The sequence below is a fragment of the Shewanella sediminis HAW-EB3 genome (assembly GCF_000018025.1).
Classification (GTDB): domain Bacteria; phylum Pseudomonadota; class Gammaproteobacteria; order Enterobacterales; family Shewanellaceae; genus Shewanella; species Shewanella sediminis.
This window is the reverse complement of the sequence record NC_009831.1, coordinates 5,312,501-5,338,871: the sequence shown is the minus strand read 5'-3', so window position 1 is coordinate 5,338,871 and position 26,371 is coordinate 5,312,501. Positions and strand designations below refer to the sequence as shown.

Here is a 26,371-nt window from a genome sequence, read left to right as displayed (position 1 = left end):
AATTATTTGTCAGTCTTTGCTGACTTGTATTTATTATTTGAAAAATGGGCGTCTTGATGCGCTGAAATGTGATTGTAACTGAAGCAGATATGAATGTGTGAGGAAGATCGTGTTTTTGACTAAAAAAAGAGGGCGCTCACGGGCGCCCTCTTTTCATTCATTGTGGTCACTGAGCCGTTACTGTTTGGTCTCTGGTGCCTGTGTGTTGCTAAAAATAGCTTCAACATCAATTGAATCAAAATCATAGGTGGTATTGCAGTATTCACAACCCATCTCAATCTTACCCTGTTCGGCAATGATCGTATCAATTTCAGCTTTTGAAACGGTGCGAATTGCCGAGGCACTACGCTCTCTGGAACAGGTACATGAGAAAGTCACTTCGATAGGGTCAAACAGGCGAACCTCTTCCTGATGATAGAGTCGATGTAATACCTCCTCGGCTTCCAGTTCGAAAAGCTCTTCGGCTTTAACCGTTGCGGTGAGTTGCTCTAAGTGTTCAAACTCTGCATTGTGATCGCCTTCGCTCGGTAGGACCTGAAGCAACATACCGGCAGCTTGTTTACCGTTGGCAAACAGAGATATTTTAGTGGGTAACTGTTCAGACTGAGTAAAATATTCCTCAAGGCATGCGGCAAGAGAATCTTTGTCTAGCGCTACAACCCCTTGATAGCGTTCTCCTTTCGCTGGGGTTAAGGTGATGACCATATGCCCTTTGCCGAACAGTTGCTGCAGGGTCGCACCATCGCTTAGTTCGCCATCCCAGCGAGCAACGCCTCTGAGTTGTTGAAGGTTGTTGCCATTGATTACAGCAAGTGAGATAGGGCCATCTCCTTGAAGTTGAACACTGATATCACCGCTGAACTTCAGCGTAGCGGTTAGCAGTGATGTGGCTGCCATCAACTCACCCAAGAGTTCCTGAATTTGTGTAGGGTAAGTATGAGCCGAGAGGATCTCTTGATAACTCTGCTCAAGCTGTACCAATTCGCCTCGGACGTCAGCATTTTCAAATAGGTAGCGGTGTAAATTATCTTTACTCATTTCAGTTTCAATCTCACAATGTCATTCGGTATAAAACTATTCAGCTAACTGAGCAGTTCAGATAGTGCTTAATATATGGTCTTTAATCGTTACTTCAATGCCGAACTTGATATTAGCTCTCTTTAAAGCGTATCAATTGCCGGCGTTGCTTTTTATCTGGTTTATGATCCGGAGCCGGATTGTTCAAGACATTTAATCGTCTCGCCTCAGCATAGGTTTCTCTTTTAGCTAAGCTTTCGGGGGTTTCCTGGTACAAAGTTTGAGCGAATGTTGCTTTTTGACGCTGATCTGACAGTTTTTTAATGATGATCTCTTTTTCGTCATAACCCTGTCTTAATTTTATTACAGCATCTAATTCTGCAAGTTTACTGGATTTTGCTCGCTGACCGTTGTAGTGAACTTTACCACCATTAATCATCTCTTTTGCGATGGCACGGGTCTTATAGAAGCGTGCAGCCCAAAGCCATTTATCCAGACGGATGGCTTTTGGTTGTTCGGACGGCTTGTTCATCGAGTCTCCATAGTAAAATTAATGATGGGCAACTTCACATGCTGGGTAATAAAATCGCTTTTTAGTGTTCCAATCACCTAATATAGCGACCAGCTTCACACCCTTTTCAGGCGCGTAAAGTTAGCATATTTGGGCGATTTTCGCCAATTAAGCAGGTGTTATGGGCTTGTTGCTATTAGCCGTGTAGGTTAGCATGAGTCACGACATCCTAAATTATCTTAAGCAGAACAGAGACCTGTATAGAGGGTCCACTCAATATGGATTTATTAGATAAAGTTATTAATAAGGCTGCGGGAATACCGCATAAGCCTTTGAGTTTGGCGGCTTTTTGGGTCGGTTTGTTAGTGATCCTTTACCTCTTAGCTCAGATCACCTGGAAGTTAGTTCCAGCCTCTGATTCATCACCAAATTGGCTGCCTACCCCCGTAACCAGCAGTTCGGGTAGTCGTGTCAGTATTTCCGATTTGAAAGAGCTATCTCTGTTCGGCAAGGCCGATTCAGGCTCAAACCAGCCTAAAATTGCACCAGTTGAAGAAAAGATCACTGATGCACCTAAGACCTCACTTTCGATTCAGTTGACCGGCGTTGTGGCCTCCACATCACAACAGCATGGTTTAGCAGTTATTGCCTCAAGTGGCAGTCAGAACACCTATAGTTTAGGTGATAAAATTAAAGGCACTTCGGCCTCGCTAAAAGAGGTCTATGCGGATCGTATTATTATCACTAACAGTGGTCGTTATGAGACCTTGATGTTAGATGGTCTAAAATATGAGACTGGGGGTAAGGCGAACCAGCAGTTACAGCGCGCCAAGTCGTCGGTTGGTAAGGTCGACAAGAGAAGAGACCGCCAGGTTGCCAAAGAGCTGGTGAGCTCCAGAGACGAACTGTTGGCCGATCCGAGTAAATTAACCGACTATCTGGCCATTTCACCGGTAAAAAGTGGCGGAGAGCTTCAGGGTTACCGTTTAAATCCGGGTAAAGACAGAGAGCTATTTAAGAGGGCCGGTTTTAAGGCTAACGATTTAGCAAAATCAATTAACGGCTACGATTTGACTCAGATGAGTCAGGCATTAGAAGTCATGGCACAACTACCTGAATTAACCGAGATCTCATTGATGATCGAACGGGAAGGGCAGCTGGTTGAGATCCTGTTCAGTCTGCCGCAATAAAAAAGGTTTTAGGGGAAGTACACAAATGAATAATAAGAAATTTCGCCACAAGCTTATCGCCGGCATGGTGATGGGGGCCTCACTTTTAGCTCCTCAAATCGCTTGGTCTGAGCAGTATGCGGCAAATTTTAAAGGGACAGATATTCAAGAGTTTATCAACATCGTTGGTAAAAACCTGAATAGAACCATCATCGTAGACCCAACGGTTCGTGGCAAAATAAATGTCCGAAGCTATGACCTGCTTGACGATGAGCAGTATTATCAATTCTTCCTCAATGTGCTCCAGGTTTATGGCTATGCGGTCGTAGAGATGGACAACAACATCATCAAGGTGATCAAGGATAAGGATGCCAAGACGGCATCGATCAGGGTTGCCGATGATGATAGACCCGGTTTAGGCGATGAGATGGTGACACGTATTGTTGCCCTCTATAACACAGAAGCCAAACAGTTGGCTCCACTGCTACGCCAACTCAATGACAATGCCGGTGGCGGTAATGTCGTTAACTATGACCCATCGAATGTGTTGATGATCTCCGGCCGTGCAGCCGTGGTAAACAAATTAGTTGAGATCGTTCGCCGCGTCGATAAGCAGGGCGATACAGAGGTTCAGGTGGTCTCCCTTGAGTTTGCATCGGCGGGTGAAATCGTTCGAATTATCGATACCCTCTATCGCTCGACTGCCAATAAGTCTCAGTTGCCGGGTCAGGCACCAAAAGTGGTGGCCGATGAGCGCATGAATGCTGTTTTAGTCAGTGGTGATGAGAAGAGCCGTCAGCGTGTGGTGTCACTGATTAAGAAGCTGGATGCCGAGCAAGCCAGTATGGGTAACACTAAGGTTCGTTACCTGCGTTATGCCAATGCGGAAGATCTGGTCGAGGTGTTGACCGGGTTTGCCCAGAAGTTGGTCGATGATAAAGATGGTGGCGCGCAGCAAGGTGGCAGTAAACGTCGTAATGAAATTAACATTATGGCCCATGCCGACACCAACGCCTTGGTCATCAGCGCCGAGCCGGATCAGATGCGCACCATCGAGAGTGTTATCAATCAGCTCGATATTCGCCGTGCTCAGGTATTGGTGGAGGCGATTATCGTTGAGGTCGGCGAAGGGGATGATGTTGGCTTCGGCGTACAGTGGGCCACAGCTGCCGGCGGTGGTACTCAGTTTAATAATTTAGGCCCTACAATTGGTGAAATTGGCGCCGGTGTCTGGCAGGCTCAGGAAAAAGAGGCTTCTCAAACCTGTACCGGATCGGGTGATAACAAGACCTGTACCGATAACCCCGCGACTCAAGGTGATATCACCTTGTTGGCTCAAGCCTTAGGCAAGGTTAACGGTATGGCATGGGGTGTTGCCATGGGCGACTTCGGGGCACTTATTCAGGCCGTTTCCAGCGATACGAAATCGAATGTGCTCGCGACTCCCTCTATCACCACACTGGATAACCAGGAAGCGTCGTTTATCGTCGGTGATGAGGTACCAATTTTGACCGGCTCGACTTCGAGTTCGAGTAATACCAACCCATTCCAAACGGTGGAACGTAAAGAGGTCGGGGTTAAGCTTAAAGTTGTGCCTCAGATCAACGAAGGTACCTCGGTTAAGTTAACCATCGAGCAGGAAGTCTCTGGCATTAACGGTAAAACCGGTGTCGATGTAACCTTCGCGACCCGTCGTCTGACAACCACTGTAATGGCCGATTCGGGTCAGATTGTGGTCTTGGGGGGCTTGATCAAAGAAGAGGTGCAGGAGAGTGTACAGAAAGTCCCCTTCCTCGGCGATCTTCCTATTATCGGTCATCTGTTCAAGTCTTCATCAAGCGGTACGAGAAAAACTAATTTGATGGTGTTTATCAAGCCAACCATTATTCGTGACGGCATTACCATGGAAGGCATCGCAGGGCGTAAGTACAACTACTTCCGAGCTCTGCAGCTTGAGCAGCAGGATCGCGGTATTAACTTAATGCCAGACAGCGAAGTGCCTATACTCGAAGAGTGGAACCAATCCGATTACCTTCCACCCGAAGTTAACGAGATCCTTGAGCGTTATAAAGAGGGCAAAGGTCTAGCTACTAAGATGCGTGAAACGGATCCGGCCTTGAAGACGATATCTGAGAGTAAAGAAAAAGATCAACAAGAGAGCGAAGAAAGCTCAAGCGAAAATAACACTTCAGCCACCACCGAAGATAAAGATGATGAGTGAGACTCAAGCCTCTCACAATGATGAGCTGGCGCAAGTGACCGATGAGCTTGGGCTGGCAGTCGAAAGTGAAACCGATGAGGTGTTTCACTCCACGAGTAAGGAGCGTTTACCTTTTGCCTTTGCACATCGCTTCGAAGTGGTACTGGATAGTGTAAATGAGCCGGGTCTTACCCTGTTTCATACCGCTTCCACGCCAGTCGAAGCTTTACTCGAGGCTCGCCGCTATACAGGTAAGGAGCTGCCTCTGGTTCAGCTTGCGCCGGACGAGTTCGAGGCAAGGCTAACACAGGCTTATCAGGCGAACTCTTCAGAGGCTCAGCAGCTGATGGAAGATATCGGCAATGAGATGGATCTGTTTACCCTGGCCGAGGAGTTGCCGCAGACCGAAGATCTGCTTGAAGGCGATGACGATGCGCCGATCATTAAATTGATCAACGCCCTGTTATCGGAAGCGATTAAGGAAGAGGCGTCCGATATTCATATCGAGACCTACGAGAAACAGCTTGTTGTGCGTTTCCGGGTCGATGGTGTACTCAAAGAGGTGCTCAAGCCGAACCGTAAACTCTCGTCACTCTTGGTTTCACGTATCAAGGTGATGGCACGTCTGGATATCGCCGAGAAACGTGTGCCTCAAGATGGCCGCATCTCGCTACGTATTGCCGGTCGTGCGGTCGATGTTCGTGTATCGACGATGCCGTCGAGTCATGGCGAGCGTGTGGTTTTGCGTCTGCTCGATAAAAATGCGGGTAACTTAGATCTTATCCAACTGGGCATGACCGAAGCGGTACGCATTCAGTTCGATGAACTGATCCGTAAACCTCACGGTATTATCCTGGTCACCGGACCTACGGGTTCGGGTAAGAGTACGACCCTCTATGCCGGATTAACCGAACTCAACACCAAAGATACCAATATTCTTACCGTCGAAGACCCCATCGAGTATGAGCTTGAAGGGATCGGTCAGACTCAGGTGAACACTAAGGTCGATATGACTTTTGCCAGAGGTCTGCGTGCGATTCTGCGACAAGATCCCGATGTCGTGATGATTGGTGAGATCCGTGATTTAGAGACGGCTCAAATTGCGGTTCAGGCTTCATTGACGGGCCATATGGTACTGTCGACCTTGCATACCAACACAGCCTCAGGTTCGATTACCCGATTACAGGATATGGGTGTCGAACCTTTCCTCGTCTCATCGAGTTTATTGGGCGTGTTGGCTCAACGATTGATCCGAACCCTGTGCTCCGAGTGTAAGTCTGAACACGCACCGGCTCTGAGTGAACGTGCGTTACTGGGCATGAAAGACGATGATACACGAGTGATCTATCGCGCTCAGGGATGCAAGGCATGTGGCCATAATGGCTATCGTGGACGTACAGGTATTCATGAGTTACTCGTGGTCGATGACGATGTTCGTGAACTCATTCATACCGGTCGCGGAGAATTGGCGATTGAGAAACATATTCGACAATCGACGCCGAGTATTCGTCATGATGGTATGAGTAAGGTACTTGCTGGGATCACAACCCTGGAAGAAGTGTTGCGTGTAACCCGCGAGGAATAATCGATGCCAGCATTTGAATACAAGGCGTTAGATTCAAAAGGTAAGCAACAAAAAGGTGTGATGGAAGCCGATACGGCGCGTCATGCTCGAGGTCAGCTTCGCGAACAACGTTTGATGCCGCTCGAGATCACCCCGGTTGTTGAAAAAGAATCCAAAGCGAAATCGACCGGTAAGAGTCTCTTTCAACGAGGGATCTCAGTTGCGGAACTCGCGTTAATCACCCGTCAGGTGGCAACCTTGGTTGCGGCGGGTTTACCCGTCGAAGAGGCATTGAAGGCGGTAGGACAGCAGTGCGAGAAAGATCGTTTAGCCAGCATGATTATGGCGGTCAGATCCCGTGTCGTCGAAGGTTATAGCCTGGCAGATTCCATGGCAGAGTTTCCCCATATTTTCGATGATCTCTATCGCGCCATGGTGGCATCGGGTGAAAAATCCGGTCACCTCGAAGTCGTGCTTAACCGTCTTGCCGATTACACCGAGAGAAGACATCAGTTGAAGAGTAAGATGACGCAGGCGATGATCTACCCTGTGGTGCTTACTGTCGTGGCAATCAGTGTTATCGCGATATTGCTAGCCGCTGTTGTACCTGAGGTGGTGGGTCAGTTTGAGCATATGGGACAGGAGTTGCCCTGGACAACCTTGCTGTTGATCGCTTCATCTGATTTTGTCAGAGATTACGGCTTGCTGGTTTTAGGTGTCATTGTCATAGGCTTTGTGCTGTTGAAGCGGCTCTTAACGAAAGCCGAATATCGAATGAAGTATGACAGCTTACTACTCGTGTTTCCGGTCATAGGCCGTGTCAGCAAAGGGCTTAATACTGCCAGATTTGCACGAACCTTAAGTATTCTGACCGCCAGTGCGGTGCCACTGCTGGATGCAATGCGTATTGCCAGCGAAGTGCTTATTAATGTAAGAGTACGAGCTGCGGTTGAAGATGCTACCGCCAGAGTTCGGGAAGGTACCAGTTTAGGTGCAGCACTGACTAATACGAAACTTTTCCCTCCTATGATGCTCTATATGATCACATCGGGTGAAAAGAGTGGTCAACTTGAGCAGATGCTGGAGCGAGCCGCCGATAACCAAGACCGAGAGTTCGAGTCCAATGTGAATATTGCGCTGGGTGTATTTGAACCTCTGCTCGTGGTGAGTATGGCTGCTGTGGTGCTGTTTATCGTGTTGGCTATTCTGCAACCGATCTTAGAGCTGAATAATATGATCAGTGGCTAAATACCGGTCATCAAAAAATGTCGTTAAATGAATTGAACTGTGAACCTGACTTTAAGGCAGAATAGCAGTAAGTAAATAACTGTTTTACCTATTTCTCTGCGTCGAGCGATTGTGATGTGGAGCGGTTTCAATAAGAGGACGTTGTTAATGCAAGCAAGAAACAAACAGAAAGGTTTTACCTTACTCGAAGTGATGGTTGTTATCGTGATCTTAGGTATCTTAGCCTCTATGGTTGTGCCTAACTTGATGGGTAATAAAGATAAGGCCGATCTGCAGAAAGCCGTTTCGGATATCGTTGCGTTAGAAAATTCTTTGGATATGTATAAGCTGGATAACAGCATCTACCCAACGACAGAGCAGGGGTTAGAAGCATTAGTTCAGAAGCCTACTATCTCTCCGGAGCCACGTAATTACCGTGCCGATGGTTATGTGAAGCGTTTACCACAGGATCCATGGAGAAATAATTACCTGCTACTTAGCCCGGGTGAGAATGGCAAGCTAGATGTGTTCAGCGCCGGCCCCGATGGTCAGCCAGGTACCGAAGATGATATCGGTAACTGGAACCTGCAAGATTACCAGTAAACTTAATATTCGTTGATTAAAGAAAACTGATGAAGTCGCAAAAAGGTTTTACCTTAATGGAAGTTTTGCTGGTCGTCCTCTTGATGGGGCTGGCCGCTTCTGCTGTGACTATGAGTATGAGTGGTGCCGATAAGCAAAGAGAGTTGGAGAGATCGGCTTTGCAGTTTATGGCTGCGACTGAGATGGTGCTCGATGAGACCGTACTCAGTGGGCATTTCATCGGCATAGTGATTGATGATGAAAGCTATAAATATGTCTTTTACGACGAAGGTAAATGGAAGCCCCTGGCTCAAGATAGAATCTTATCCGAAAGGCAGATGGAGTATGGCGTTAAGCTGGACCTTATTCTGGATGGCTTACCTTTGGTTCAAGACGATGAAGAGAAAGACACCTGGTTCGAGGAGCCGCTGATTGAAAAGTCTGAAGAGGATATGAAGAAGTTTCCTGAGCCTCAGGTGTTGCTTTTCCCCAGCGGAGAGATGAGTACCTTCGAGCTTATTTTCTCGAGCAAAGATGAATCCGGCAGAGAGATCGAGGCCCTGGTTGTGGGCGATTCCCTTGGTCGATTAACTTTGGGGAGAGACGATGGATTCGATGACTAACATATTCGTTAAAAAGCCCTATTTTTCTGAGGCGGTATCCTATTTTAGCATTAAGGTTCTGATAACAAAGGTTGGAGCTGTTTGTGAATCATAGCGTTAAGGGCATGACCTTACTCGAAGTTATCGTTGCTTTAGCCGTATTTGCCATTGCTGCGGTGTCGATCACTAAGAGCCTGGGAGATCAAATTGCCAACATGCCAATCTTAGAGGAGCGGACCTATGCGCAATGGGTCGCCGACAATGAGATGGTCGAGGCGAGACTGGAGCCGAAGTTTCCTGATATCGGTAAGAAAGAGGGGGAAACTGAACTGGCTGGTCGAGATTGGTATTGGCGTAAAGAGGTGGTAAAAACCACGGATGATAAATTCAGAATGATCCGCATCAGCGTCAGTGATGATGAGCGATATCAACGTATTCTTGCCCAGGTAAGTAGTTATGTACTCAATCAAGACTAGAGTTATCGCAGGTTTTACCTTGCTTGAGATGTTAGTCGCCATCGCTATTTTTGCCATGTTGGGGCTCGCGGCTAACTCTGTCCTGCACACGGTGATTCAAAATGATGCCGCGACAAAAGAGTTTTCCGGCAAGCTGAAGTCGATGCAACAGGGCTTCGGGGCGCTCGAGCGTGATTTAGGGCAGATGGTGGCACGCACGCCTCGCCTGCTCGAGGGGGGTCGCGGCACAACCGTATTTCAAACCGGTGAAGATATTCTGGATTCAGAATCTGAGGCGCTGGTTTTCTTTCGTCTGGGCTGGCTAAACCCCGATGGCTTATTGCCAAGAGGCAGCATTCAATCTGTGGCCTATGTGGTGCAGGATAACAACCTTGAGCGCTGGTATTATCCCTATCCAGAGCCAGAGTTCGGCAGTGAGCCGATCAAAACAATCGTCATTAAAGATGTGATCTCGGTGGAATACTCCTTCTTTATGGAAGATAAGTGGGAGAGAAAAGTCGATGCGACTAAGCTGCCGAAGGCGATTGCGATGGAAATCGAATTAGAAGGTTATGGTAAAATCCAGCGTAAATTTTTGCTGTCAACAGGTGCTCCCGTCGGCTCGGGAAGTAATAACAATGGTGGCAACAATAACGGTGGTAATAACTCCGGCAATAATAATGGCAACAACTCTGGTAATAATAACGGCAACAACTCCGGAAATGGCAGCGGTGATGACAGGGATGAAGGCTAGTGGTTAAGAAGCTTCCCGGTAAGCAGCGAGGTGTTGCACTCATCGTTGTACTATTGATTGTGGCTATGGTGGCGATAATCGCGACCAATATTAATAGTCGTAATCAGCTTTCGGTCCGGCGGACATTGAATTTAACTCAATACGACCAGGCATTTTGGTACGCGATTTCGGCCGAAGAGTTAACCAAGAAAGTATTGAAGCAAGATCTCGATGATGCCGATGGTACGGTTCACCTGCAGCAGTATTGGGCACAGGCCGATGTGGTTTTTCCCGCCGAGCACGGTGAGATTGGTGGAACGATCAGTGATATGCGTTCCTGTTTTAACCTCAATGCCTTGTCTATCGAGAGTAAAGAGGTTGAGAATGGGCAGCCTAAACTTCCCCTGCCTGCGGTGCAGTATAAAGGGCTGTTGGTTGCACTGGGTATGGATGAGTTTTCGGCGGAGCGGCTGACTCACACCCTGAAAGATTATATCGATGAAGACAGCACGGCGAGTCCATTTGGTGCCGAAGATGCGGATTATGAATCGAGGAATGTGCCCTATAGGGCGGCGAACACTCTGATGAGTCACCGTAGTGAGTTAAGAGCTGTCATGGGGTATACGCAAGATATCTATCTTAAATTGTTGCCCTATATTTGTGTCATCCCCGGTGATGACCGCCAGCTGCTCAATGTGAATACCTTGAAGGTCGAGCAGGCTGCCTTAATGGCCGGCATGTTTGATAATAAAATTTCCGTAGGCGAGGCCGAGAGTATCATCAATCAACGACCCGGCGATGGTTTCGAGAAGATAGAGGACTTTTGGTCAAACTCATCTTTGGCCAGCCTGCAATCGGAAGCTGACTTGAAAACAACATTTGTCGTCGACAGTAACTACTTCCTATTAGAGGCTGGGGCCAAGGTCGATAACGCTACGTTTCGCTTGGATAGTGTGCTGAAACGAGGCAGTGACAATAAGATGGATATTCTGACACGACAGTATGGCGGTCAGAAATAAAATTAATATTACCCGACGTCGGGTGGTAAAAGAATAAAATGAGATAACCTCATCGGGTGATTTGATGAGGTTTGTGGAGAGTGAATGTGAGTGAGAGACTATTTATCCGCTTAGGAACAACCTCAGAGCAGCCCTGCTCTTGGCTGGTTTGGTCTGAGCAGGAACAAGAGATCATCGCCTCTGGTGAGGTAAAGGATGCAGCTGCTCTGTCGAGTCTGACTGAGCGCGCCGGTAATCGCCCTGTGGATGTATTAGTTCCCTCCTCTTCGATCACCCTGACTAAGGTCGATCTCCCGGAAAAAGGACAACGCCAGGCAATACAGGCTCTCCCCTTTATGCTCGAAGAGAGCTTGGCAGAGAATGTTGAACAACTTCATTTTGTGCCGGGTCCACGCAGTGGCGAGTCTTTGAGTGTCGCCGTGGTTGCCCATGAACAGATGCAAAACTGGCTTAATTGGCTCAGTGAAGCAGGTTTAAAGGCCAAACGCATCGTTCCCGACTGCTTAGCTCTACCGCTGGAGCAGTGTCAGTGGGCAGCAATGAAATTCAACCGTGAGTATCTGTTGAGAACCGGTGAAGGTGCGGGTGTCAGCCTGAGTGAAGAGTGGATGAACAGTGTGCTACCTAAACTACTGCCGGTTGAGTCTGAAACGCCTGTGACGGTTGCTGCCTATAGTGAGTTATCAATGACTGGCGCAGATATACAGGAACAGGCGCTTGAGTTACCTATGTTAGTGCTAGCTAAGGGAGTCTTAACCGCACCTCTGAATCTGTTATCCGGTGCTTATACGCCTAAGCGAGACTATGGTAAAAATCTCATGTTATGGCGTAATGTCGCGATCGTCGCCGTGGCTGCTCTCCTGTTGGCTTTAGTCAATAAAGGGCTCAACATCTATCAACTCGATGCTGAGCAGGCTCGTTTGCAGGCTGAAAGTGAGGCTATTTATAAGCGAGTGGTTCCGGGAAGCTCACGCATCGTAAACCTGAGGTCTCAGATGGATAGAGAGCTACGCAGCATGCAAGGCCAGGGCGGCGGGAGTGAATTTTTCTCTATGCTTGAAGGATTAGAAGAGGCCTTTACCCAGGTTGCAGATTTGAAGCCGACAACCTTACGCTTCGATAGCGCACGTAACGAGCTCAGAATGCAGGTTACTGCTAAGAGTTATGCACAGATTGAACAGTTTAAGACGATTGTGTCGCGCTCCTATCAGCTCGATTCGGGGGCTATGAACAGTGGCGAAGACGCCGTAACCAGTACGCTAACGCTGAGGAGTAAGTAAGATGGAGAACCTTAAAGCGTGGTGGAACGGCCTAATCTTGCGAGAGCAGCAACTGGTCGGAACTTGTGCTGTCGTGCTGGTTATCGGCATATTTTATTGGGGGATCTGGACTCCGATATCGAATGCAGAAATTGATGCCGAGCGTCGATTGCAGGCACAAGAGAGCACATTGAATTTTGTTAAGCAAACCGCAAATAAAATCGCGGGTTTGAAGCAAAGCGGTACTCAATCAAAGTTTAACGGTAGTTTAAGTGCCGCCGTTAACCTGAGTGCGGGAGCCTTTGGATTAGAGATAACGCGTATGCAGCCTCAGGGTAACAAGATCCAGCTATGGATGGACGATGTCCCGTTCGATGCGTTGCTTGGATATTTGAATGAATTGGTTCAGGAGAAAGGGTTATCGTTAGATAGCATAGATCTTGCTGAATCGGATGTGCCTGGATTAGTCCGTGTTCGTCGTATTCAGCTATCACAATGATGCCAGGCGTAAACTGTTTTGATTAACCATATGGCTTAGGGTTTGGCATAGAAAGTGACTGTTTTTATAAAGGTAATGTAGTGAATTTAGCAAAGAAAGTTATTATTGGTGTGTTGATCTATTTGGTTTTTTTGATCGCATTATTACCGGCAAGTGTCGTCGTCAGGCTAGCACCATTACCTAATACGATAAGTTTGAGTGGAGTTTCCGGTTCGATATGGTCGGGAAGTGTTGAGACGGTTACGATTCAAAAGAGACAGCTGGAGCAGGTGCAGTGGGAGCTGAGTCCCTGGGCTCTGTTTCTCGGCAAAGCTAAGTTAGATCTTGTGATTGGTAACCGTGCTAGCGCGGTTAACGGCAAAGGTCAGGTGACACTTTCTATGAGCGGCATCAAGGCGCAAGGATTACGATTTGAAGCCCCGGGAAGTTTCCTGATCGGCAATACCAGGTTACCGTTTCGCACTAAAATTGGTGGTGATATCAGCCTGTTCATCGAGGAGCTAGCTCAAGGTCAGCCTTGGTGTGAGCAGTTAACCGGTAAAGTCTTCCTTAACAGTGCCAAGGTGAAAAATCAGTTCGGTGATTATCCCTTGGGTGATATCGAACTGGGCTTAAGCTGTGTCGATGGTAATGTTAATGTGAACTCCGATGAAACGATGAACCAGCTCGGCTTAAGCGGCACCGTGTTAGTGAAGGGAGAGAAGATGGTAAAGGTTTCGGCTAAGATCAAAGAGACACCATCTCAACCTGAAGATCTGAAGAAAGCACTTAGCTTCTTAGGTAAGAAAGATAGCCAAGGGTATTATCCGATTAGTTATCAAGGACGAATCCCTTTGTAGACTGAGGACTTTCTCTTTATTGGCAGTTTCAAAAAGGCACTAAACAGTGCCTTTTTTGTGTCTGGCCAATAAATGTTCCCTACATTTATTGGCATTCCCACCATCCCTGGCAGTCAGAACACTTATGTAGGTTAAGGATGCTCCCTGCATCAATATGGCATTTCCTACATCTGACCCATAGGGATATGGGAAATGTCTTTGAAGCGAATGGAGCGCTTTAGACCCTGTCGGTCATGGTATAAAACCTTCGTTGTGTCTGGGAATTGTCTTTCAATCGGCTAAAAGGTCATCCAATAGCAGGTGATAATCCCCAATCGATGGGAAATCGCTAAAAACTTTATCTGGTTTTTGGCTATCAGGGTTGGTGATGCCAAGCTGATATCCCACCCCGGCCTCTTTCGCTGCTTTTAGAATGGCTTCGCTGTCATCCACAAACAGGCAGCGGCTTGGGTCTAAGTTGAACTGTTGAAACAGATGCAGCCAAAACTTTGGGTGCTCCTTGGGGTAACCTGTCTCATGGCTTGATATCATCTTATCTAAGCCCTTGCTCAGATCGGTATGTTCCAGCTTTAGTGAAAGGCTGTGTGGGTGAGCATTGGTCACCAAAATGCGTGACTTACCTTGTACACCTAAGGCCGTTAAGAAAGGCATGCTGTCTTGTCTGAGCTGGATCCTATTGACCAAGGTTTTATGTAACTCCTTGATGTCTATCTGTAACTCCCGTTGCCAATAGTCCAGACAATACCAATCTAAAGTACCGAATACTTTCTGGTATGCGGTTTCAACCAGGTGCTGAGCGGCTTGGCTATCGAGCCCTTTCTGGCGGCTTAGCTCTTTAGGGACCAGACTTAACCAAAAGTGATTATCGAAATGAAGGTCCAGCAGTGTGCCGTCCATATCGAGTAATACTGTATCTATCTTATTCCATGGAAACATATGATCTGTTCAAATTCTGGTTGTAGATTAAAAACATAATAGTAAGATTGTATGGTTAAGCCAATACCCATTTTATTCAGGAACTTTCATGAAGGACAAGAAACCGGAAATTTTAGGCGCTGAGATCGTTGCCCAAAGCCGCCTGTTTAAAATCGAGCAGGTACACCTGAAGTTTTCGAATCAGGTCGAGCGTCAATATGAAAGGATGAAGGGTAATAACCGTGGTGCTGTCATGGTGGTCCCTGTGCTCAACAGTGAGACTCTGCTTCTTGGCAGAGAGTACGCCGCCGGAACTCACTCCTATGAACTCGGTTTTCCTAAGGGGCTAATCGATCCCGGAGAGGAGGCGCATGAAGCGGCTAACAGAGAGTTGCAGGAGGAGATTGGGTATGGTGCCGCTAAGCTTACACATCTTATGGAACTCAGCTTAGCTCCCGGATATTTTGCCAGTAAGATGCAAATTTTTATTGCAGAGGAGTTATTCGAAAGCCAACTCGAGGGGGATGAACCTGAGCCTATCGAGCTGATCCATTGGCCCCTCGACAGATGGCAGTCTCTTTTGGATCTGGAAGACTTTTCTGAATCAAGAAGCGTGAGCGCCTTGTTTTTAGCTCAGAAATATCTAAAACTGTAATTGTTTGAAATTTTAATTTAATAAAGTTTTACTTGTTGTGGGCTGTTGGAGCGGTTATGAAGCCAGAAGATTACATAGAGCAAGTTATTGATATCGCAGTTAAGGCTGGTTCGGAGATTCGAAATATCTATCTGAATGGCACATTTGATAAAGAGATTAAGTCGGATAATACTCCGGTCACTTCTGCTGATATCGCAGCACATAATATTATTAGTTTGGCGCTTAAGGCATTAACGCCAGATATTCCGGTTTTGTCCGAGGAGGATGCCGAAATTCCTTTCTCACAGAGAGAGCATTGGAGCCGTTATTGGCTCGTCGACCCTCTCGATGGTACCGGGGAGTTTATTGCCGGGAGTGGGGATTTTTCGGTCATTATCGCTCTGGTTGAACATAACCGTCCCATCATGGGAGTGGTTTATGTCCCTATGACAGAAGTTTGCTATTACGCGATTGCCGGGCTCGGTGCCTACAAGCGAGATGATAAGTCGGAAGTGAGGATCACCAGTCGTCAACTTCCCGATAGTAATGAACCACCATTGAAGCTCGCGGTGAGCCGCCGTCAGGACCCTCAGTCAGTATTGAAACTCTTTAATCAGCCAAAACATTGTGAATTAATTGTTCTCGGTGGCGCAGCCTTGAAGAGCTGTCTTATTGCCGAAGGTAAAGCCGATTGTTATGTGCGTATTGGCCCTACGGGTGAGTGGGATACCGGTGCTGCACAGATTATTATCGAGGAAGCTGGCGGTCAGATAATGGATCTTGAGCTTCAGCCACTGAGTTATAATGAGCGCGAAAGCCTGGAAAACCCCAACTTTATTGTTGTTGGCTCACCTCACCTTGCGTGGGATAGAATTTTATTAAATGAGTAACGCGATACAGATACGCCTTGCCGATAAGAGTGACCTTCAAGGTGTGAATGTGCTCGAACAGGCTTGTTTCCCCGGCCACAGTTACCCGGACTTTTTCTTTCGTCAGGCATTGGATTGTTGGCCCGAGGGCTTCCTGTTGGCCTGCGATGATGGGACTCCACTGGGGTATCTACTCGCCTCTGCGGGAGCAGAGCCGCATCTTCGTTGGATCTTATCTGTCGCTGTCAGTGAAACGCAGCGGGGGCGTGGGATTGGACGCAAGCTTTTGACTAAATATCTGAACAGGCTCCCCTCATCGGTCACTCATGTACACTTGACTGTAGCACCTGAAAATAGTGCTAAGGAGTTGTACCTGAAACAGGGCTTCGTTCAGACGGGTTATGAATCGGACTATTTTGGCGATGATGCCCCCAGGTTGTTGCTGACTTATGTTAAGTAGTCTTTTCTATGGCTTCTATTGAGGGGAAAGTATGGTACTGAGCAGGCGCTTTTTTCCCTACTTTGTTACTCAGTGCCTTGGCGCGCTGAACGACAATGTCTATAAAAATGTTTTACTCCTGTTCGTCACTTATTCTCAAGTCGATAGCCTGCCTATAGGGGTCAATCTTTTTGTCAATTTAGCCGCAGGTTTGTTTATATTGCCGTTTTTTCTGTTCTCAGCCCATGCGGGATTGATTGCGGATAATATCGATAAGGCTCTGCTGATCAGGCGCCTTAAACTGTTAGAAGTTATCATCATGCTTTGCGCCGCCGTGGCAATACTCACCCAAAGCTACCTGTCGATGTTGTTACTGCTCTTTTTGACCGGTGTTCAATCCGCCTATTTTGGACCGGTCAAATACTCCCTTCTGCCTCAGGTGCTTAAAGATAAAGAGTTGGTCACGGGCAACGCTTGGGTTGAAATGGGGACCTTTATCTCCATTCTCACGGGAACGATCACCGCAGGTTTCATTGTGGCAAGCGACAACCCTAAGTTTTTCGCGGCCTTGTCGGTTTGTTTTCTGGCCCTGTCAGGCTATCTTTCTAGCCGACTCATTCCGGCGATACCGTTAAAGCGGGAACCTAAGAAGCTGCGTTTTGCTCCTTTCTCTGGCGCTATCAATAGCATCAGAAAAGTGCAACGCACTCCCTCTATATGGATGGCTGTTCTGGCTATCAGTTGGTTCTGGTTTCTTGGGGCGACCTATCTGACACAGTTTCCCAACTTTGCCAAAACACACCTGCACTCCGGCGCTACTGTCGTATCTCTGTTGTTAGCCCTCTTCTCTATCGGAATTGCGGTTGGATCTTTTATGTGTGAGCGGCTCTCATTCAGACAGGTTGAAATGGGACTCTTGCCCTTTGGCTTACTGGGGTTAGCCCTTTTCGGTGTCGACCTTTATTGGGCCATTCCAGGTGGTTCATGGGAGCAAGACCAGATTTATACCGCTCTCTCCTTCCTCTATGAGTCGAAGCATTATCGATTGATGTTTGATCTCTTTATGGTGGGAGTCAGCGGAGGGGTCTTCATTGTCCCCCTATACGCATTCATTCAAGCCAGAACAAAAGAGGGGGAGTGTGCTCAGGCCATAGCGGCGAATAATATTTTAAATGCGCTGTTTATGGTGGTTTCGGCTGCTAGTTCAATGATTATTCTTGGGGTATTGAACTGGAGCATTGCTGAGTTGTTTCTGTTACTCGCTATCACGAATTTAGCCGTCGGGCTCTATCTTTATGCAAAGCAGCCCGAGCTTGGAGCAAGATTTATCGCTTACCTGCACTCTCGGATTTTTCATTCGGTAACTGTGATAGATAGAGACTTGATTCCTAAAACAGAAGCGGCCTTGCTCATAGGTTCTCCCTGTACGGCTAAGGAGTTGTTCTTGCTGCAACACCTGTCTATAAGAACGGTTCGTATTATGGTGAAAGGTACTTTGAGGCAAGACTTATGGTCCGGACTGCTGAGATGGAGTGGGATGGCTGTAGAATTTACCTTACCCAAAAACAAGGGGGCAGATGAAACTTGTAAACATCATTTCAAAGACCGGGAGGAGATGCTAAATCAAATTGAATTTGCACTGTCTGACAACGAGTTAGTGTATCTTTCAAAGGAAGACTATTTACTCTTAGCCGATGAGTTTTGTGCGAGATTGGCCGCCTTCCCTAAGCGCTATATCAGTATTAACAGTTCAGAAGCATCGAAGTCAGGGGACAGAGGGCGAAGTGGGGATACAAGCCTTATCGTTACTTTGGACCGTTAAAGAAAGAGCCTTTAACAAATAGTAAAGGCTCTCTGTTTTCAGCATGGATTAGCCGTATGGATTATCCCTTTGACGAATACTCATCTAACCATTCATGCATGGCTTGATGCGAGCCCTTGAAAATGACTCTGGATTGTTTCTTATCCAGCTGGTATTGGTACATAGGATCGTAATATTTTGTGAGGAGAAGCGATATCCACTCCATATGCGGCTGAGTATCGCCACGCTGGCGTTGTATATTGAGTGCATTAGCTATGATGGATTGAAATTCATCATGAAGCTGACCCCCGAGTCGTTTCTTAATTCCTGTGATGCTTTGGCTCAGGTACTCTGCAAATGCATCGAATCCGGCTTCTTCACCTAAGCGCTCCACATAGCCGGAGTGCATCTTATGGACATATTCGTTCAGTAGTCTGTTTAGCCTGGCTCCCTCTGGCTCCTCAAGTACAAGCATATCGGCGGCTTGCATACCCGAGTAGAACTGCTTTGGTATTGCTGAACGTCCAATCAGGAAGCTTTCATCCTCAACAAGCAGACATTTCTCCGCTCTCTCTTGATGTTTGAGCAGTGAGACGGCCAGGTTATTCTCGAAGTTAATCTGGCTTGGTTGTGGCTCATGATATCGTCCAAAACTTGAACCACGATGATGGGCCAGCCCTTCGAGATCGATAGCCTCAGAGCGTTGAAGCAAAAAGTCAGTTTTACCACTACCCGTTATCCCACTGAGAATATGGATGGGACTCTGTTTTGGCGCCTCATCTATCACTTCGATCAGGTATTGACGCATGGCTTTATAACCACCCTCAACATAGGGAATCTCTATCCCGGCCTCTTTTATCCATTGCTGTGTCAGTTGAGATCTTAGCCCCCCGCGAAAGCAATAAAGATAGGCATTGGGATGCAGGCTAATAAACTCAAGCCATGCCTCGACTCTCTGTTGCTTGATTTGACCATTAACCAGTGAATGGCCGAGGGCAATTGCCGCATCCTGACCTTTATTCTTATAACAAGTCCCCACCTTTTGACGCTCACTATCTTGCATGAGTGGCAAATTAGTACTCGATGGAAACGCCCCCTTATTAAATTCTATAGGAGCTCTGACATCCATCATAGGATGACCACTGAGCATTATCTCTCTGTAGGCACTCTTGGGAACTATGTTTTGGCTCATTAGAGGAGCTCCACTAATGTCAGCTGGTTAAAACTGTTAAGACTCCCGATACAGCTGGATGGGACTTTATGCTTAGTGAGTAGCTCGACAAGTTCGCTTTCGGCTTCGGCGGAGACTGAGATCAGTAAGCCACCACTGGTTTGAGGATCGCAGATAATGGCTTTCTGTTTGTCACTGAGCATTGGTAGATGCTCACTATAGCTGTCGAAGTTTCGATGTGTGCCGCCAGGGATACATCCCATTTCAAGGTACTGTTCAGCTTTAGGCAGTAATGGAAGCGCAGACACTTGAATTTGTGAGTTTAAGCCAGCGCCCTGACACATCTCAATCAGATGTCCCGCGAGTCCGAAACCTGTCACATCGGTCATGGCATTTACGCCGGATATTTTAGCTATGATAGGACCTAAAATATTGAGTTGGCACATAGCGTCGGCGGCAATATTCGTATCTTCCGGGGCTATCTTCTTCTGCTTTTGTGCCGTCGTTAATATGCCAATGCCCAGTGGTTTGGTGATGTAGAGTTTGTCACCGGGTTGAGCCGTATTATTCTGTTTTAGCTCAGACAGGGGAATTTGCCCCGACACTGCGAGTCCGAATATGGGCTCGGGGGAATCGATACTGTGCCCTCCCGCTAACATGATTCCCGCATCGGCGCAGGCTTGACGTCCACCATCAACAACTTGCTGTGCCACCTCGGGTGATAATTTATTGACTGGCCAGCCCAAGATAGCAATTGCCATCATTGGGGTGCCGCCCATGGCGTAGATATCGCTGATAGCATTGGTCGCCGCGATGCGGCCAAAGGTAAAAGGATCATCGACTATCGGCATAAAGAAGTCGGTGGTGCTTATGATTCCGGTCTCATCGTTGAGCTTATAAACGGCTGCGTCATCTCTGGTTTGATTACCAACGAGTATGTTCGGATCTTCGAATACAGGAAGCTGAGAGGCTAAAATGGTACTGAGGACTTTTGGAGATATTTTACAGCCACATCCTGCTCCGTGACTGTATTCGGTAAGCTTTATTTCTGATTCTGACATGAACGCAAAAGTCCGTTGATAAGATTGTTAGGCGGACATCATAGTCCTATAGCCAAATCACTTCAATAAACTGCGCCCTGCAAGTCGACAAGTGACCGCCCGGTCTTAGCTCAGCCTTCTATGGGGGCGAAAACCTCAAGGCTAAACGTTCAAACGGCCACCACCTTCGATGGCCGGACTGTATTGCGCTTATTAATGGACTATTTTATTGGCTGCGCGTAAGTCGACGTCAGCATTTGCCAGTTCTTTTGCTGGGCAAGGAAACGTTGCTTCATCTCCTCAACCTGCAACATCAGTTGCTTGCTGGCCAGTTGTTTGCGCTTCGCTTCCAAAAGCTCTTTCTTCGCCTTGTAATAATCTGCCAGGTGCGACTTTAACAGCTCATATTCAGCCTGAAGCTTTTCTAACGCCTCATCGCAGTTAGTTAGATTTGCAACTCGACGCTGAGTTCGCTTAAGTTGCATCTGTAACATGGCGCTCTCAACTCTCTCTTGAGGTGTGACACGTAGATCTTTTGCTAAACCCAGCCAGTTAAGCAAATTGATAAGCCATTTGGTTGGATCGTATTGCCACCACTTAATGCCATTTCGATAATCATTTTCAAAGATATGATGAAAGTTATGGTAGCCCTCGCCATAGGTGAGAAGGGCAATGATCCCGTTATCTCTGGCGGTATTTTTATCTGTGTAGGGCTGACTTCCCCAGACATGCGCCAGTGAATTAATGAAGAATGTACAGTGATGAACGACAACGAGCCTTAACAAACCCGCCATCAGGAGCATGCCCAGTATGTCACCGTTGAGCCAGCCAAGAAATGCGGGCAGAGCAATATTCATCAGAAGCACTAATGCTAAGTAGTATTTGTGCTGCCACATGACAATCTTGTCATTTTGTAAGTCACGAACATTTTTATAATCGTGATAACGCTGTGCTTGGTACTCTCTTAACATCCAACCTATGTGGCTATACCAAAATCCCATTTTGGCTGAATAGGGATCTTTGTCATTGTTATCGACATGTTTGTGGTGAACACGATGATCGGAAGACCAATGAAGGGCACTATTTTGCAATGCTAATGCCCCCCCCAAGGCAAAGATAAAGCGTACAGATGAACTGGCTTTATACGTTTTGTGTGACCAGAGTCTATGGTATCCGGCGGTAATAGATAGGCCACTGGCAAAAGCAAAACCAATAAAGGCTAGCCATTCAATTAAGCCATAGCCCTGTAGGATCCCATACCAAGGGACAAAGATCGCGGCACCAAGAAATGTGATGGCAAATAGCAGCACATTGGTCCAAATTAACGGTGGTGTATTCATTATTATTTTCCAGTTTAACTTTGAGCGTACATCTGTACGCTAATTTAGCCTTTCAAACTGATTAGGTCAAGTTAGAAGCGGGATCAAGGGGCTGCGTTTTACTATCAAAAAATGTATCATCTCGTGATAACACCTTAGATAGCGGATCCATCATGATGGGTATAAGAGCACAGCAGAAAGAGAAGACACGTCGGGCACTCGTCGATGCGGCGTTTAATCAATTAAATGCTGAGCGTAGTTTCTCTAGTCTGAGTTTGCGTGAAGTTGCGAGAGAAGCCAAAATTGCACCTACCTCGTTTTATCGTCATTTCAAAGATATGAATGAACTTGGACTTACCATGGTCGATGAGGGGGGCTTAACTCTCAGGCAGCTGATGCGTAAAGGGCGACAGCGAGCCGAAGCTGGAGGAAGTGTTATCCGAATATCTGTCGAAACCTTTATGGAGGTATTAGAATCAAACCCCAACGTGTTTCGGATTCTATTACACGAACGTTCGGGGACGTCGGCACCATTTCGTGCAGCGGTGGCTCGTGAAATCGAGCATTTTATCTCTGAGTTGACTCATTATACCGAAGCGACAGCAAAACGAAGCCCGGAATTAGCAAGGGCTCAGGCTGAGGCTCTGGTGACACTGGTTTTTAACGCGGGGGCTGCTGCATTAGATATGAAGCGGGTAGATAGGAAGGTACTTGCAGACCGGTTGGTGATACAGCTACGTATGGTGGCTAAAGGTTCCGAGGTGTTGCAACAAAAGATGGATAATAAGTAGAACCTTCTACGTTAACACTTTAAAATTTACTCTATGATTTAGATATTATTGTAGAGATAAAAAAAGGGCTCATTGGCCCTTTTTTTGTCTGGAACGTTTATGCCTTTGCAAATGGATTAGCGTCTCTCTAAGAAGACTCCCGATTCCATATGATCTGTATATGGGAATTGGTCAAATAGAGCAAAGCGCGTGATCTTATGTGTTTTGCTCAGCTCAGCTAAGTTGTCGATTAAAGTATTCGGGTTACAAGAGATATAAACGATACGATCGTAGCCTTGCACCAGCTTAACGGTATCTGGATCCATACCTGCTCTAGGTGGGTCAACGAAGATGGTATTACAGTTGTAGCTATCTAAATCGATCCCCTCCAGGCGTCTGAAGGTACGCTTCTTTGCCATTGCATCGGTAAAATCTTCTGCCGACATACGGATGATCTGCAGGTTGTCGATCTTATTTATCTTGATATTGTATTGTGCGGACTCAACCGAAGGTTTTGCGAGTTCGGTGGCTAATACGCGATCGAAATTTTGTGCCAGGGCAATTGAAAAATTACCATTACCACAATAAAGCTCCAGTAGATCGCCTTGGCTATTTTTAGTGACATCAATAGCCCACTCCAACATCTTCACCGAGACTTTACCATTAGGTTGGGTAAAGCTATTTTCAATCTGATGATATTGAAGCTGTTCGTTATTGACAGTTAATGACTCGATGACAAAGTCTTTGTCTATGATCAGTTTCTGTTTACGAGCTCGACCAATAATATTGATGTTGAAAGTGGCTGCTAACTTCTCTTTTAAGGCTTTAGCTTCAATCTCCCACTGTGCATCAAGTTGCTTGTGATACAACAAAGACACTAAGATTTCGCCACTAAGCGTTGATAAGAAATCTATCTGGAATAACCTATGTCTCAGAGTTGGATTGGGCCTTAACTCTTCCATAAGGGCTGGCATCACCTTATTGATCAATTCACTAGCAGGGAGAAATTGATCGCAACGGACTTTGCTGTCGAGTGCTTTATCAAACATGTAGTAGTACATGTCCTCACCGTCATGCCATATGCGGAATTCGGCACGCATACGATAATGAGCCGGTTCGGAACTAAAAACTTCTAGCTTTGGCGTATCAAAATCAGTGAATATCTGTTCCAGCTTGATACGTTTTTCTTCGAGTTGCGCATCATAGGTATTAGGATCCATTGCTGCTAAATTCATTTATTGATCACCCTTGGTTTGATTTGGGGCGGAATTATTATACTAGATTGCAAGGATGTCCAGTTTCTGGCTTCCGATTTTAGGGCTGTTGTGTGAAAATTCATGTATGCATACTAAGTGGAGAAGAGATTTGTCAGGACCAATACTTGTTTTTGATTCAGGAATAGGTGGCTTATCTATTTTCGACGAGATTAGGCAAGTACTACCTGATAAACAATATTGCTACCTTTTCGATAATGCCCGCCTGCCATACGGCGAGTTGGACGAGCAGGTATTGATAAGTGGCTGCAAGGCTCTTATCACTTCTATTGTTAAAATGATCGATGCGTCCTTAATTGTGATTGCCTGTAATACGGCGAGCACCTTAGTTTTACCAGCACTGAGAGAAGTGCTGAACATTCCGGTTGTCGGAGTGGTGCCCGCAATAAAACCCGCTGCAGCATTATCACGAAATAAGCATATTGGTGTACTGGCAACTCCGGGAACGATAAGACGACCCTATACTCACGAATTGATAGAACAGTTTGGTGGTGATTGTAAGGTTGAACTATATGGTTCTTCTGAACTGGTTATATTGTCGGAGAGAAAAGCTGCCGGCATCGACATCATACAAGCGGATATCGCTAAAATATTAAACCCTATTAAATGCAGTGGACTCGACACACTTGTTTTAGGCTGCACTCACTTCCCTATGCTCAAAGTCGAGATACAAGACTATCTGGGTGAAAATGTATTATTACTGGATTCTGCCAAGGCGGTGGCGGCAAGGGTAATAAGCCTATGTTTACAATTGGACGAAAAGAACCGTAATCGAAATAATTCTAAGGATGAAGTGAGTGGTTCGGAGTCAAAGGAGATGATAGCGCTGTATACGTCTGAGGAGATAAGCGATGGGCTTAAAAACACATTAGCCAAAATTGGGTTTTCAAATATTGAAAAGGTCCAAACTGGCTAATGCGTTTAGTGAGCATCAAGAATTAAGCTTAAGTGTTAGCTTGACTCTCGCTCTTGTCTGCATCTTGAGATTTTGCTTCTCTTACTTTTAGTGTACGTTCCTGGAAATCGAATTCATTTAATTTAGACATGGCTTTCTTAGCGCCAGCCTCTGACATTTCAATAAATCCAAAACCTTTACGTCGGCCTGTCTTGCGGTCACGAACCAAACGCACAGAATTTACCGGACCGTATTTACCGAACAACTCCTTTACTTCACCTTCATGTACACGATAAGGCAAGTTACCTACGTATAGTGTCATTGTTGGGCCGGTATATTGCTCAACGCTCTCGGCATTGTTAGCGGATGGAGATGATTTACCCTGAAGTGCGAATACAACACTTGCAATAATAGCACCTGTGAAAAAAGCGATTGCGGCATTAAGGCCTGCGAACTGGTTGAACGCGAATGCGCCAACTATGGCGATAATCAAAACGATAAGAAATGGCTTTTGCATATATATGTTCTCTGAAGAATTGATAAATAACTGTTAATAGCAGGTATATGGTAATGAATTATTTAGCATTACACTAGCCCATTGCCGAAAAAATGAACTTAATAGTTAATGCCGCCATTCATTGCTGGATGATTCTCACTCGAAACGTAGTTAAAATAATCAAAAAACAATGGGTCTGCACAAAACTTCGACGCATGAACGTAAAAGTGAAAAAAAGGGGTTGTGCTCTGCTCTGAGTTCCCTATAATGCGCAACCACTGACACGGCACAGCAGGCATACAGCCTACATCTCGTAAGAGAGTGCAGTTGAAGTTGAGTTAACTTTTTAACGAAAGATAACTCAGGCAGAAAGCCTTTAAGGTTTTCATTTGTCATTCTCTTGTATAAGAAAAAGACACTTGAAAAACTTCTTAAAATTAGCGCTTGACGCCAACAACGGGAAGTGTAGAATACGCATCCCTAAGCCAACGACCTAGCGTCTAACGGCAGCATCTGAAAAATTGATGCTACGCTCTTTAACAATTTATCAAGTAATCTGTGTGGACACTCACAGGTGTTGAGTTATTCGAAACTACTTCTCACGAAGTAGTCAAAAATTTTACTCAATGTAACGATGAGTGTTCATAGCAATATGTACAAACGTTTTTAAGATTCTTCCGAGTCTTTTAAACGAAATCAGAATTCATTGAGCCGGTTCTTAGGAACCAACAAAACTTTAATTGAAGAGTTTGATCATGGCTCAGATTGAACGCTGGCGGCAGGCCTAACACATGCAAGTCGAGCGGAAACGGAGATAGCTTGCTATCAGACGTCGAGCGGCGGACGGGTGAGTAATGCCTAGATATCTGCCTAGTCGTGGGGGATAACAGTTGGAAACGACTGCTAATACCGCATACGCCCTACGGGGGAAAGGAGGGGACCTTCGGGCCTTTCGCGATTAGATGAGTCTAGGTGGGATTAGCTAGTAGGTGAGGTAATGGCTCACCTAGGCGACGATCCCTAGCTGTTCTGAGAGGATGATCAGCCACACTGGGACTGAGACACGGCCCAG

The 26,371-nt window shown here is 46.4% G+C and carries 26 protein-coding genes and 1 rRNA gene (1 of these 27 only partly in view); 19 read left to right on the top strand and 8 right to left on the bottom strand.

Annotated elements, in window-relative coordinates; translation table 11 throughout:
• Nucleotides 1-177: 177 nt before the first annotated feature.
• Nucleotides 178-1,038 carry an Hsp33 family molecular chaperone HslO gene (hslO, locus tag SSED_RS22765; protein ID WP_012144690.1) on the bottom strand — a complete coding sequence of 287 codons (861 nt, stop codon included), beginning with the start codon at nt 1,036-1,038 and terminating at the stop codon, nt 178-180.
• A gap of 112 nt (nt 1,039-1,150) precedes the next feature.
• The gene (gene hslR / locus SSED_RS22760) at nt 1,151-1,549 is read right to left on the bottom strand and encodes a ribosome-associated heat shock protein Hsp15 (protein WP_012144689.1); all 399 of its coding nucleotides are present in this window, start codon (nt 1,547-1,549) and stop codon (nt 1,151-1,153) included.
• 257 nt (nt 1,550-1,806) lie between these two features.
• Between hslR and gspC the strand changes: the two genes are divergently transcribed.
• From gspC to SSED_RS22700, 12 genes are all read left to right on the top strand, one after another.
• Nucleotides 1,807-2,718, top strand: coding sequence for a type II secretion system protein GspC (gene gspC / locus SSED_RS22755; RefSeq protein WP_012144688.1), 912 nt, complete (start codon nt 1,807-1,809; stop codon nt 2,716-2,718).
• Between the two features lie 25 nt (nt 2,719-2,743).
• Nucleotides 2,744-4,918, top strand: a complete 2,175-nt coding sequence (gene gspD / locus SSED_RS22750) for a type II secretion system secretin GspD (RefSeq protein ID WP_012144687.1) — start codon at nt 2,744-2,746, stop codon at nt 4,916-4,918.
• Nucleotides 4,911-6,482 carry a type II secretion system ATPase GspE gene (gene gspE, locus SSED_RS22745; RefSeq protein ID WP_041421871.1) on the top strand — a complete coding sequence of 524 codons (1,572 nt, stop codon included), beginning with the start codon at nt 4,911-4,913 and terminating at the stop codon, nt 6,480-6,482. The genes gspD and gspE overlap by 8 nt, the downstream gene beginning before the upstream one ends.
• A 3-nt stretch (nt 6,483-6,485) precedes the next feature.
• Nucleotides 6,486-7,709: a type II secretion system inner membrane protein GspF gene (gspF, locus tag SSED_RS22740; RefSeq protein ID WP_012144685.1), complete on the top strand. Its 1,224-nt coding sequence runs from the start codon at nt 6,486-6,488 to the stop codon at nt 7,707-7,709.
• 147 nt (nt 7,710-7,856) lie between these two features.
• The gene (gene gspG / locus SSED_RS22735) at nt 7,857-8,291 is read left to right on the top strand and encodes a type II secretion system major pseudopilin GspG (protein ID WP_012144684.1); all 435 of its coding nucleotides are present in this window, start codon (nt 7,857-7,859) and stop codon (nt 8,289-8,291) included.
• Nucleotides 8,292-8,320: 29 nt separating this feature from the next.
• Entirely contained in the window at nt 8,321-8,893 is a 573-nt protein-coding gene (gene gspH / locus SSED_RS22730; protein ID WP_012144683.1) for a type II secretion system minor pseudopilin GspH, read from the top strand.
• A gap of 83 nt (nt 8,894-8,976) precedes the next feature.
• Complete coding sequence (gene gspI / locus SSED_RS22725) at nt 8,977-9,348, top strand: type II secretion system minor pseudopilin GspI (protein ID WP_012144682.1); 372 nt, start codon at nt 8,977-8,979, stop codon at nt 9,346-9,348.
• Nucleotides 9,329-10,081: a type II secretion system minor pseudopilin GspJ gene (gene gspJ, locus SSED_RS22720; protein WP_012144681.1), complete on the top strand. Its 753-nt coding sequence runs from the start codon at nt 9,329-9,331 to the stop codon at nt 10,079-10,081. The genes gspI and gspJ overlap by 20 nt, the downstream gene beginning before the upstream one ends.
• Entirely contained in the window at nt 10,081-11,079 is a 999-nt protein-coding gene (gspK, locus tag SSED_RS22715; RefSeq protein WP_012144680.1) for a type II secretion system minor pseudopilin GspK, read from the top strand. The genes gspJ and gspK overlap by 1 nt, the downstream gene beginning before the upstream one ends.
• Nucleotides 11,080-11,165: 86 nt before the next feature.
• Nucleotides 11,166-12,359: a type II secretion system protein GspL gene (gene gspL / locus SSED_RS22710; protein WP_041421870.1), complete on the top strand. Its 1,194-nt coding sequence runs from the start codon at nt 11,166-11,168 to the stop codon at nt 12,357-12,359.
• A gap of 1 nt (nt 12,360) precedes the next feature.
• Nucleotides 12,361-12,837, top strand: a complete 477-nt coding sequence (locus SSED_RS22705; protein WP_012144678.1) for a type II secretion system protein M — start codon at nt 12,361-12,363, stop codon at nt 12,835-12,837.
• Nucleotides 12,838-12,917: 80 nt separating this feature from the next.
• The gene (locus SSED_RS22700; RefSeq protein ID WP_012144677.1) at nt 12,918-13,676 is read left to right on the top strand and encodes a type II secretion system protein N; all 759 of its coding nucleotides are present in this window, start codon (nt 12,918-12,920) and stop codon (nt 13,674-13,676) included.
• Nucleotides 13,677-13,946: 270 nt separating this feature from the next.
• Here SSED_RS22700 and yrfG read toward each other — a convergent pair whose 3' ends face one another.
• Nucleotides 13,947-14,612 carry a GMP/IMP nucleotidase gene (gene yrfG, locus SSED_RS22695; RefSeq protein WP_012144676.1) on the bottom strand — a complete coding sequence of 222 codons (666 nt, stop codon included), beginning with the start codon at nt 14,610-14,612 and terminating at the stop codon, nt 13,947-13,949.
• A gap of 88 nt (nt 14,613-14,700) precedes the next feature.
• Between yrfG and nudE the strand changes: the two genes are divergently transcribed.
• From nudE to SSED_RS22675, 4 genes are read left to right on the top strand one after another with little or no spacing between them, the layout of a single operon-like run.
• Complete coding sequence (gene nudE / locus SSED_RS22690) at nt 14,701-15,246, top strand: ADP compounds hydrolase NudE (RefSeq protein WP_012144675.1); 546 nt, start codon at nt 14,701-14,703, stop codon at nt 15,244-15,246.
• 56 nt (nt 15,247-15,302) lie between these two features.
• A complete protein-coding gene (gene cysQ / locus SSED_RS22685) occupies nt 15,303-16,115 on the top strand; it encodes a 3'(2'),5'-bisphosphate nucleotidase CysQ (protein ID WP_012144674.1) in 813 nt (270 codons plus the stop codon).
• The gene (locus tag SSED_RS22680) at nt 16,108-16,554 is read left to right on the top strand and encodes a GNAT family N-acetyltransferase (RefSeq protein ID WP_012144673.1); all 447 of its coding nucleotides are present in this window, start codon (nt 16,108-16,110) and stop codon (nt 16,552-16,554) included. The genes cysQ and SSED_RS22680 overlap by 8 nt, the downstream gene beginning before the upstream one ends.
• Before the next feature lie 31 nt (nt 16,555-16,585).
• Nucleotides 16,586-18,355 carry an MFS transporter gene (locus SSED_RS22675; RefSeq protein ID WP_012144672.1) on the top strand — a complete coding sequence of 590 codons (1,770 nt, stop codon included), beginning with the start codon at nt 16,586-16,588 and terminating at the stop codon, nt 18,353-18,355.
• A 61-nt stretch (nt 18,356-18,416) separates the two neighbouring features.
• Here the strand turns inward: SSED_RS22675 and mnmH are convergent, their stop codons facing one another.
• The 3 genes from mnmH to SSED_RS22660 all read right to left on the bottom strand — a co-directional run bounded on the left by mnmH (nt 18,417) and on the right by SSED_RS22660 (nt 21,885).
• Nucleotides 18,417-19,526, bottom strand: a complete 1,110-nt coding sequence (mnmH, locus tag SSED_RS22670) for a tRNA 2-selenouridine(34) synthase MnmH (RefSeq protein ID WP_012144671.1) — start codon at nt 19,524-19,526, stop codon at nt 18,417-18,419.
• Entirely contained in the window at nt 19,526-20,566 is a 1,041-nt protein-coding gene (gene selD / locus SSED_RS22665) for a selenide, water dikinase SelD (RefSeq protein WP_012144670.1), read from the bottom strand. Before selD ends, mnmH begins: the two co-directional genes overlap by 1 nt.
• 200 nt (nt 20,567-20,766) lie before the next feature.
• Nucleotides 20,767-21,885, bottom strand: coding sequence for a fatty acid desaturase (locus tag SSED_RS22660; protein WP_012144669.1), 1,119 nt, complete (start codon nt 21,883-21,885; stop codon nt 20,767-20,769).
• A 155-nt stretch (nt 21,886-22,040) separates the two neighbouring features.
• On the opposite strand from SSED_RS22660, the gene fabR reads away from it, so the two are divergent.
• Nucleotides 22,041-22,655 (top strand): HTH-type transcriptional repressor FabR, encoded by a 615-nt coding sequence (gene fabR, locus SSED_RS22655; RefSeq protein WP_041422396.1) that lies wholly within the window; start codon nt 22,041-22,043, stop codon nt 22,653-22,655.
• A gap of 116 nt (nt 22,656-22,771) precedes the next feature.
• On the opposite strand, the gene trmA is transcribed toward fabR, so the two are convergent.
• Nucleotides 22,772-23,869: a tRNA (uridine(54)-C5)-methyltransferase TrmA gene (gene trmA, locus SSED_RS22650; protein WP_012144667.1), complete on the bottom strand. Its 1,098-nt coding sequence runs from the start codon at nt 23,867-23,869 to the stop codon at nt 22,772-22,774.
• Nucleotides 23,870-23,999: 130 nt separating this feature from the next.
• Between trmA and murI the strand changes: the two genes are divergently transcribed.
• Nucleotides 24,000-24,824, top strand: a complete 825-nt coding sequence (gene murI / locus SSED_RS22645) for a glutamate racemase (protein WP_041421869.1) — start codon at nt 24,000-24,002, stop codon at nt 24,822-24,824.
• Nucleotides 24,825-24,852: 28 nt separating this feature from the next.
• Here murI and SSED_RS22640 read toward each other — a convergent pair whose 3' ends face one another.
• The gene (locus tag SSED_RS22640) at nt 24,853-25,320 is read right to left on the bottom strand and encodes an RNA recognition motif domain-containing protein (RefSeq protein WP_012144665.1); all 468 of its coding nucleotides are present in this window, start codon (nt 25,318-25,320) and stop codon (nt 24,853-24,855) included.
• Between the two features lie 716 nt (nt 25,321-26,036).
• Between SSED_RS22640 and SSED_RS22635 the strand changes: the two genes are divergently transcribed.
• Nucleotides 26,037-26,371 (top strand): 16S ribosomal RNA (locus tag SSED_RS22635) (it continues 1,208 nt past the right edge of the window).

Excerpts from the sequence above, each read along its gene's own strand:
- gspH (WP_012144683.1), top strand. The coding sequence starts at position 8,321 with ATGAAGTCGCAAAAAGGTTTTACCTTAATGGAAGTTTTGCTGGTCGTC.
- fabR (WP_041422396.1), top strand. The coding sequence starts at position 22,041 with ATGGGTATAAGAGCACAGCAGAAAGAGAAGACACGTCGGGCACTCGTC.
- SSED_RS22660 (WP_012144669.1), bottom strand. The coding sequence starts at position 21,885 with ATGAATACACCACCGTTAATTTGGACCAATGTGCTGCTATTTGCCATC.
- SSED_RS22675 (WP_012144672.1), top strand. The coding sequence starts at position 16,586 with ATGGTACTGAGCAGGCGCTTTTTTCCCTACTTTGTTACTCAGTGCCTT.
- gspE (WP_041421871.1), top strand. The coding sequence starts at position 4,911 with ATGAGTGAGACTCAAGCCTCTCACAATGATGAGCTGGCGCAAGTGACC.
- SSED_RS22705 (WP_012144678.1), top strand. The coding sequence starts at position 12,361 with ATGGAGAACCTTAAAGCGTGGTGGAACGGCCTAATCTTGCGAGAGCAG.
- gspG (WP_012144684.1), top strand. The coding sequence starts at position 7,857 with ATGCAAGCAAGAAACAAACAGAAAGGTTTTACCTTACTCGAAGTGATG.
- mnmH (WP_012144671.1), bottom strand. The coding sequence starts at position 19,526 with ATGAGCCAAAACATAGTTCCCAAGAGTGCCTACAGAGAGATAATGCTC.
- hslR (WP_012144689.1), bottom strand. The coding sequence starts at position 1,549 with ATGAACAAGCCGTCCGAACAACCAAAAGCCATCCGTCTGGATAAATGG.
- gspC (WP_012144688.1), top strand. The coding sequence starts at position 1,807 with ATGGATTTATTAGATAAAGTTATTAATAAGGCTGCGGGAATACCGCAT.
- selD (WP_012144670.1), bottom strand. The coding sequence starts at position 20,566 with ATGTCAGAATCAGAAATAAAGCTTACCGAATACAGTCACGGAGCAGGA.
- hslO (WP_012144690.1), bottom strand. The coding sequence starts at position 1,038 with ATGAGTAAAGATAATTTACACCGCTACCTATTTGAAAATGCTGACGTC.
- cysQ (WP_012144674.1), top strand. The coding sequence starts at position 15,303 with ATGAAGCCAGAAGATTACATAGAGCAAGTTATTGATATCGCAGTTAAG.
- gspJ (WP_012144681.1), top strand. The coding sequence starts at position 9,329 with ATGTACTCAATCAAGACTAGAGTTATCGCAGGTTTTACCTTGCTTGAG.
- SSED_RS22680 (WP_012144673.1), top strand. The coding sequence starts at position 16,108 with ATGAGTAACGCGATACAGATACGCCTTGCCGATAAGAGTGACCTTCAA.
- gspD (WP_012144687.1), top strand. The coding sequence starts at position 2,744 with ATGAATAATAAGAAATTTCGCCACAAGCTTATCGCCGGCATGGTGATG.
- SSED_RS22640 (WP_012144665.1), bottom strand. The coding sequence starts at position 25,320 with ATGCAAAAGCCATTTCTTATCGTTTTGATTATCGCCATAGTTGGCGCA.
- nudE (WP_012144675.1), top strand. The coding sequence starts at position 14,701 with ATGAAGGACAAGAAACCGGAAATTTTAGGCGCTGAGATCGTTGCCCAA.
- yrfG (WP_012144676.1), bottom strand. The coding sequence starts at position 14,612 with ATGTTTCCATGGAATAAGATAGATACAGTATTACTCGATATGGACGGC.
- gspF (WP_012144685.1), top strand. The coding sequence starts at position 6,486 with ATGCCAGCATTTGAATACAAGGCGTTAGATTCAAAAGGTAAGCAACAA.
- trmA (WP_012144667.1), bottom strand. The coding sequence starts at position 23,869 with ATGAATTTAGCAGCAATGGATCCTAATACCTATGATGCGCAACTCGAA.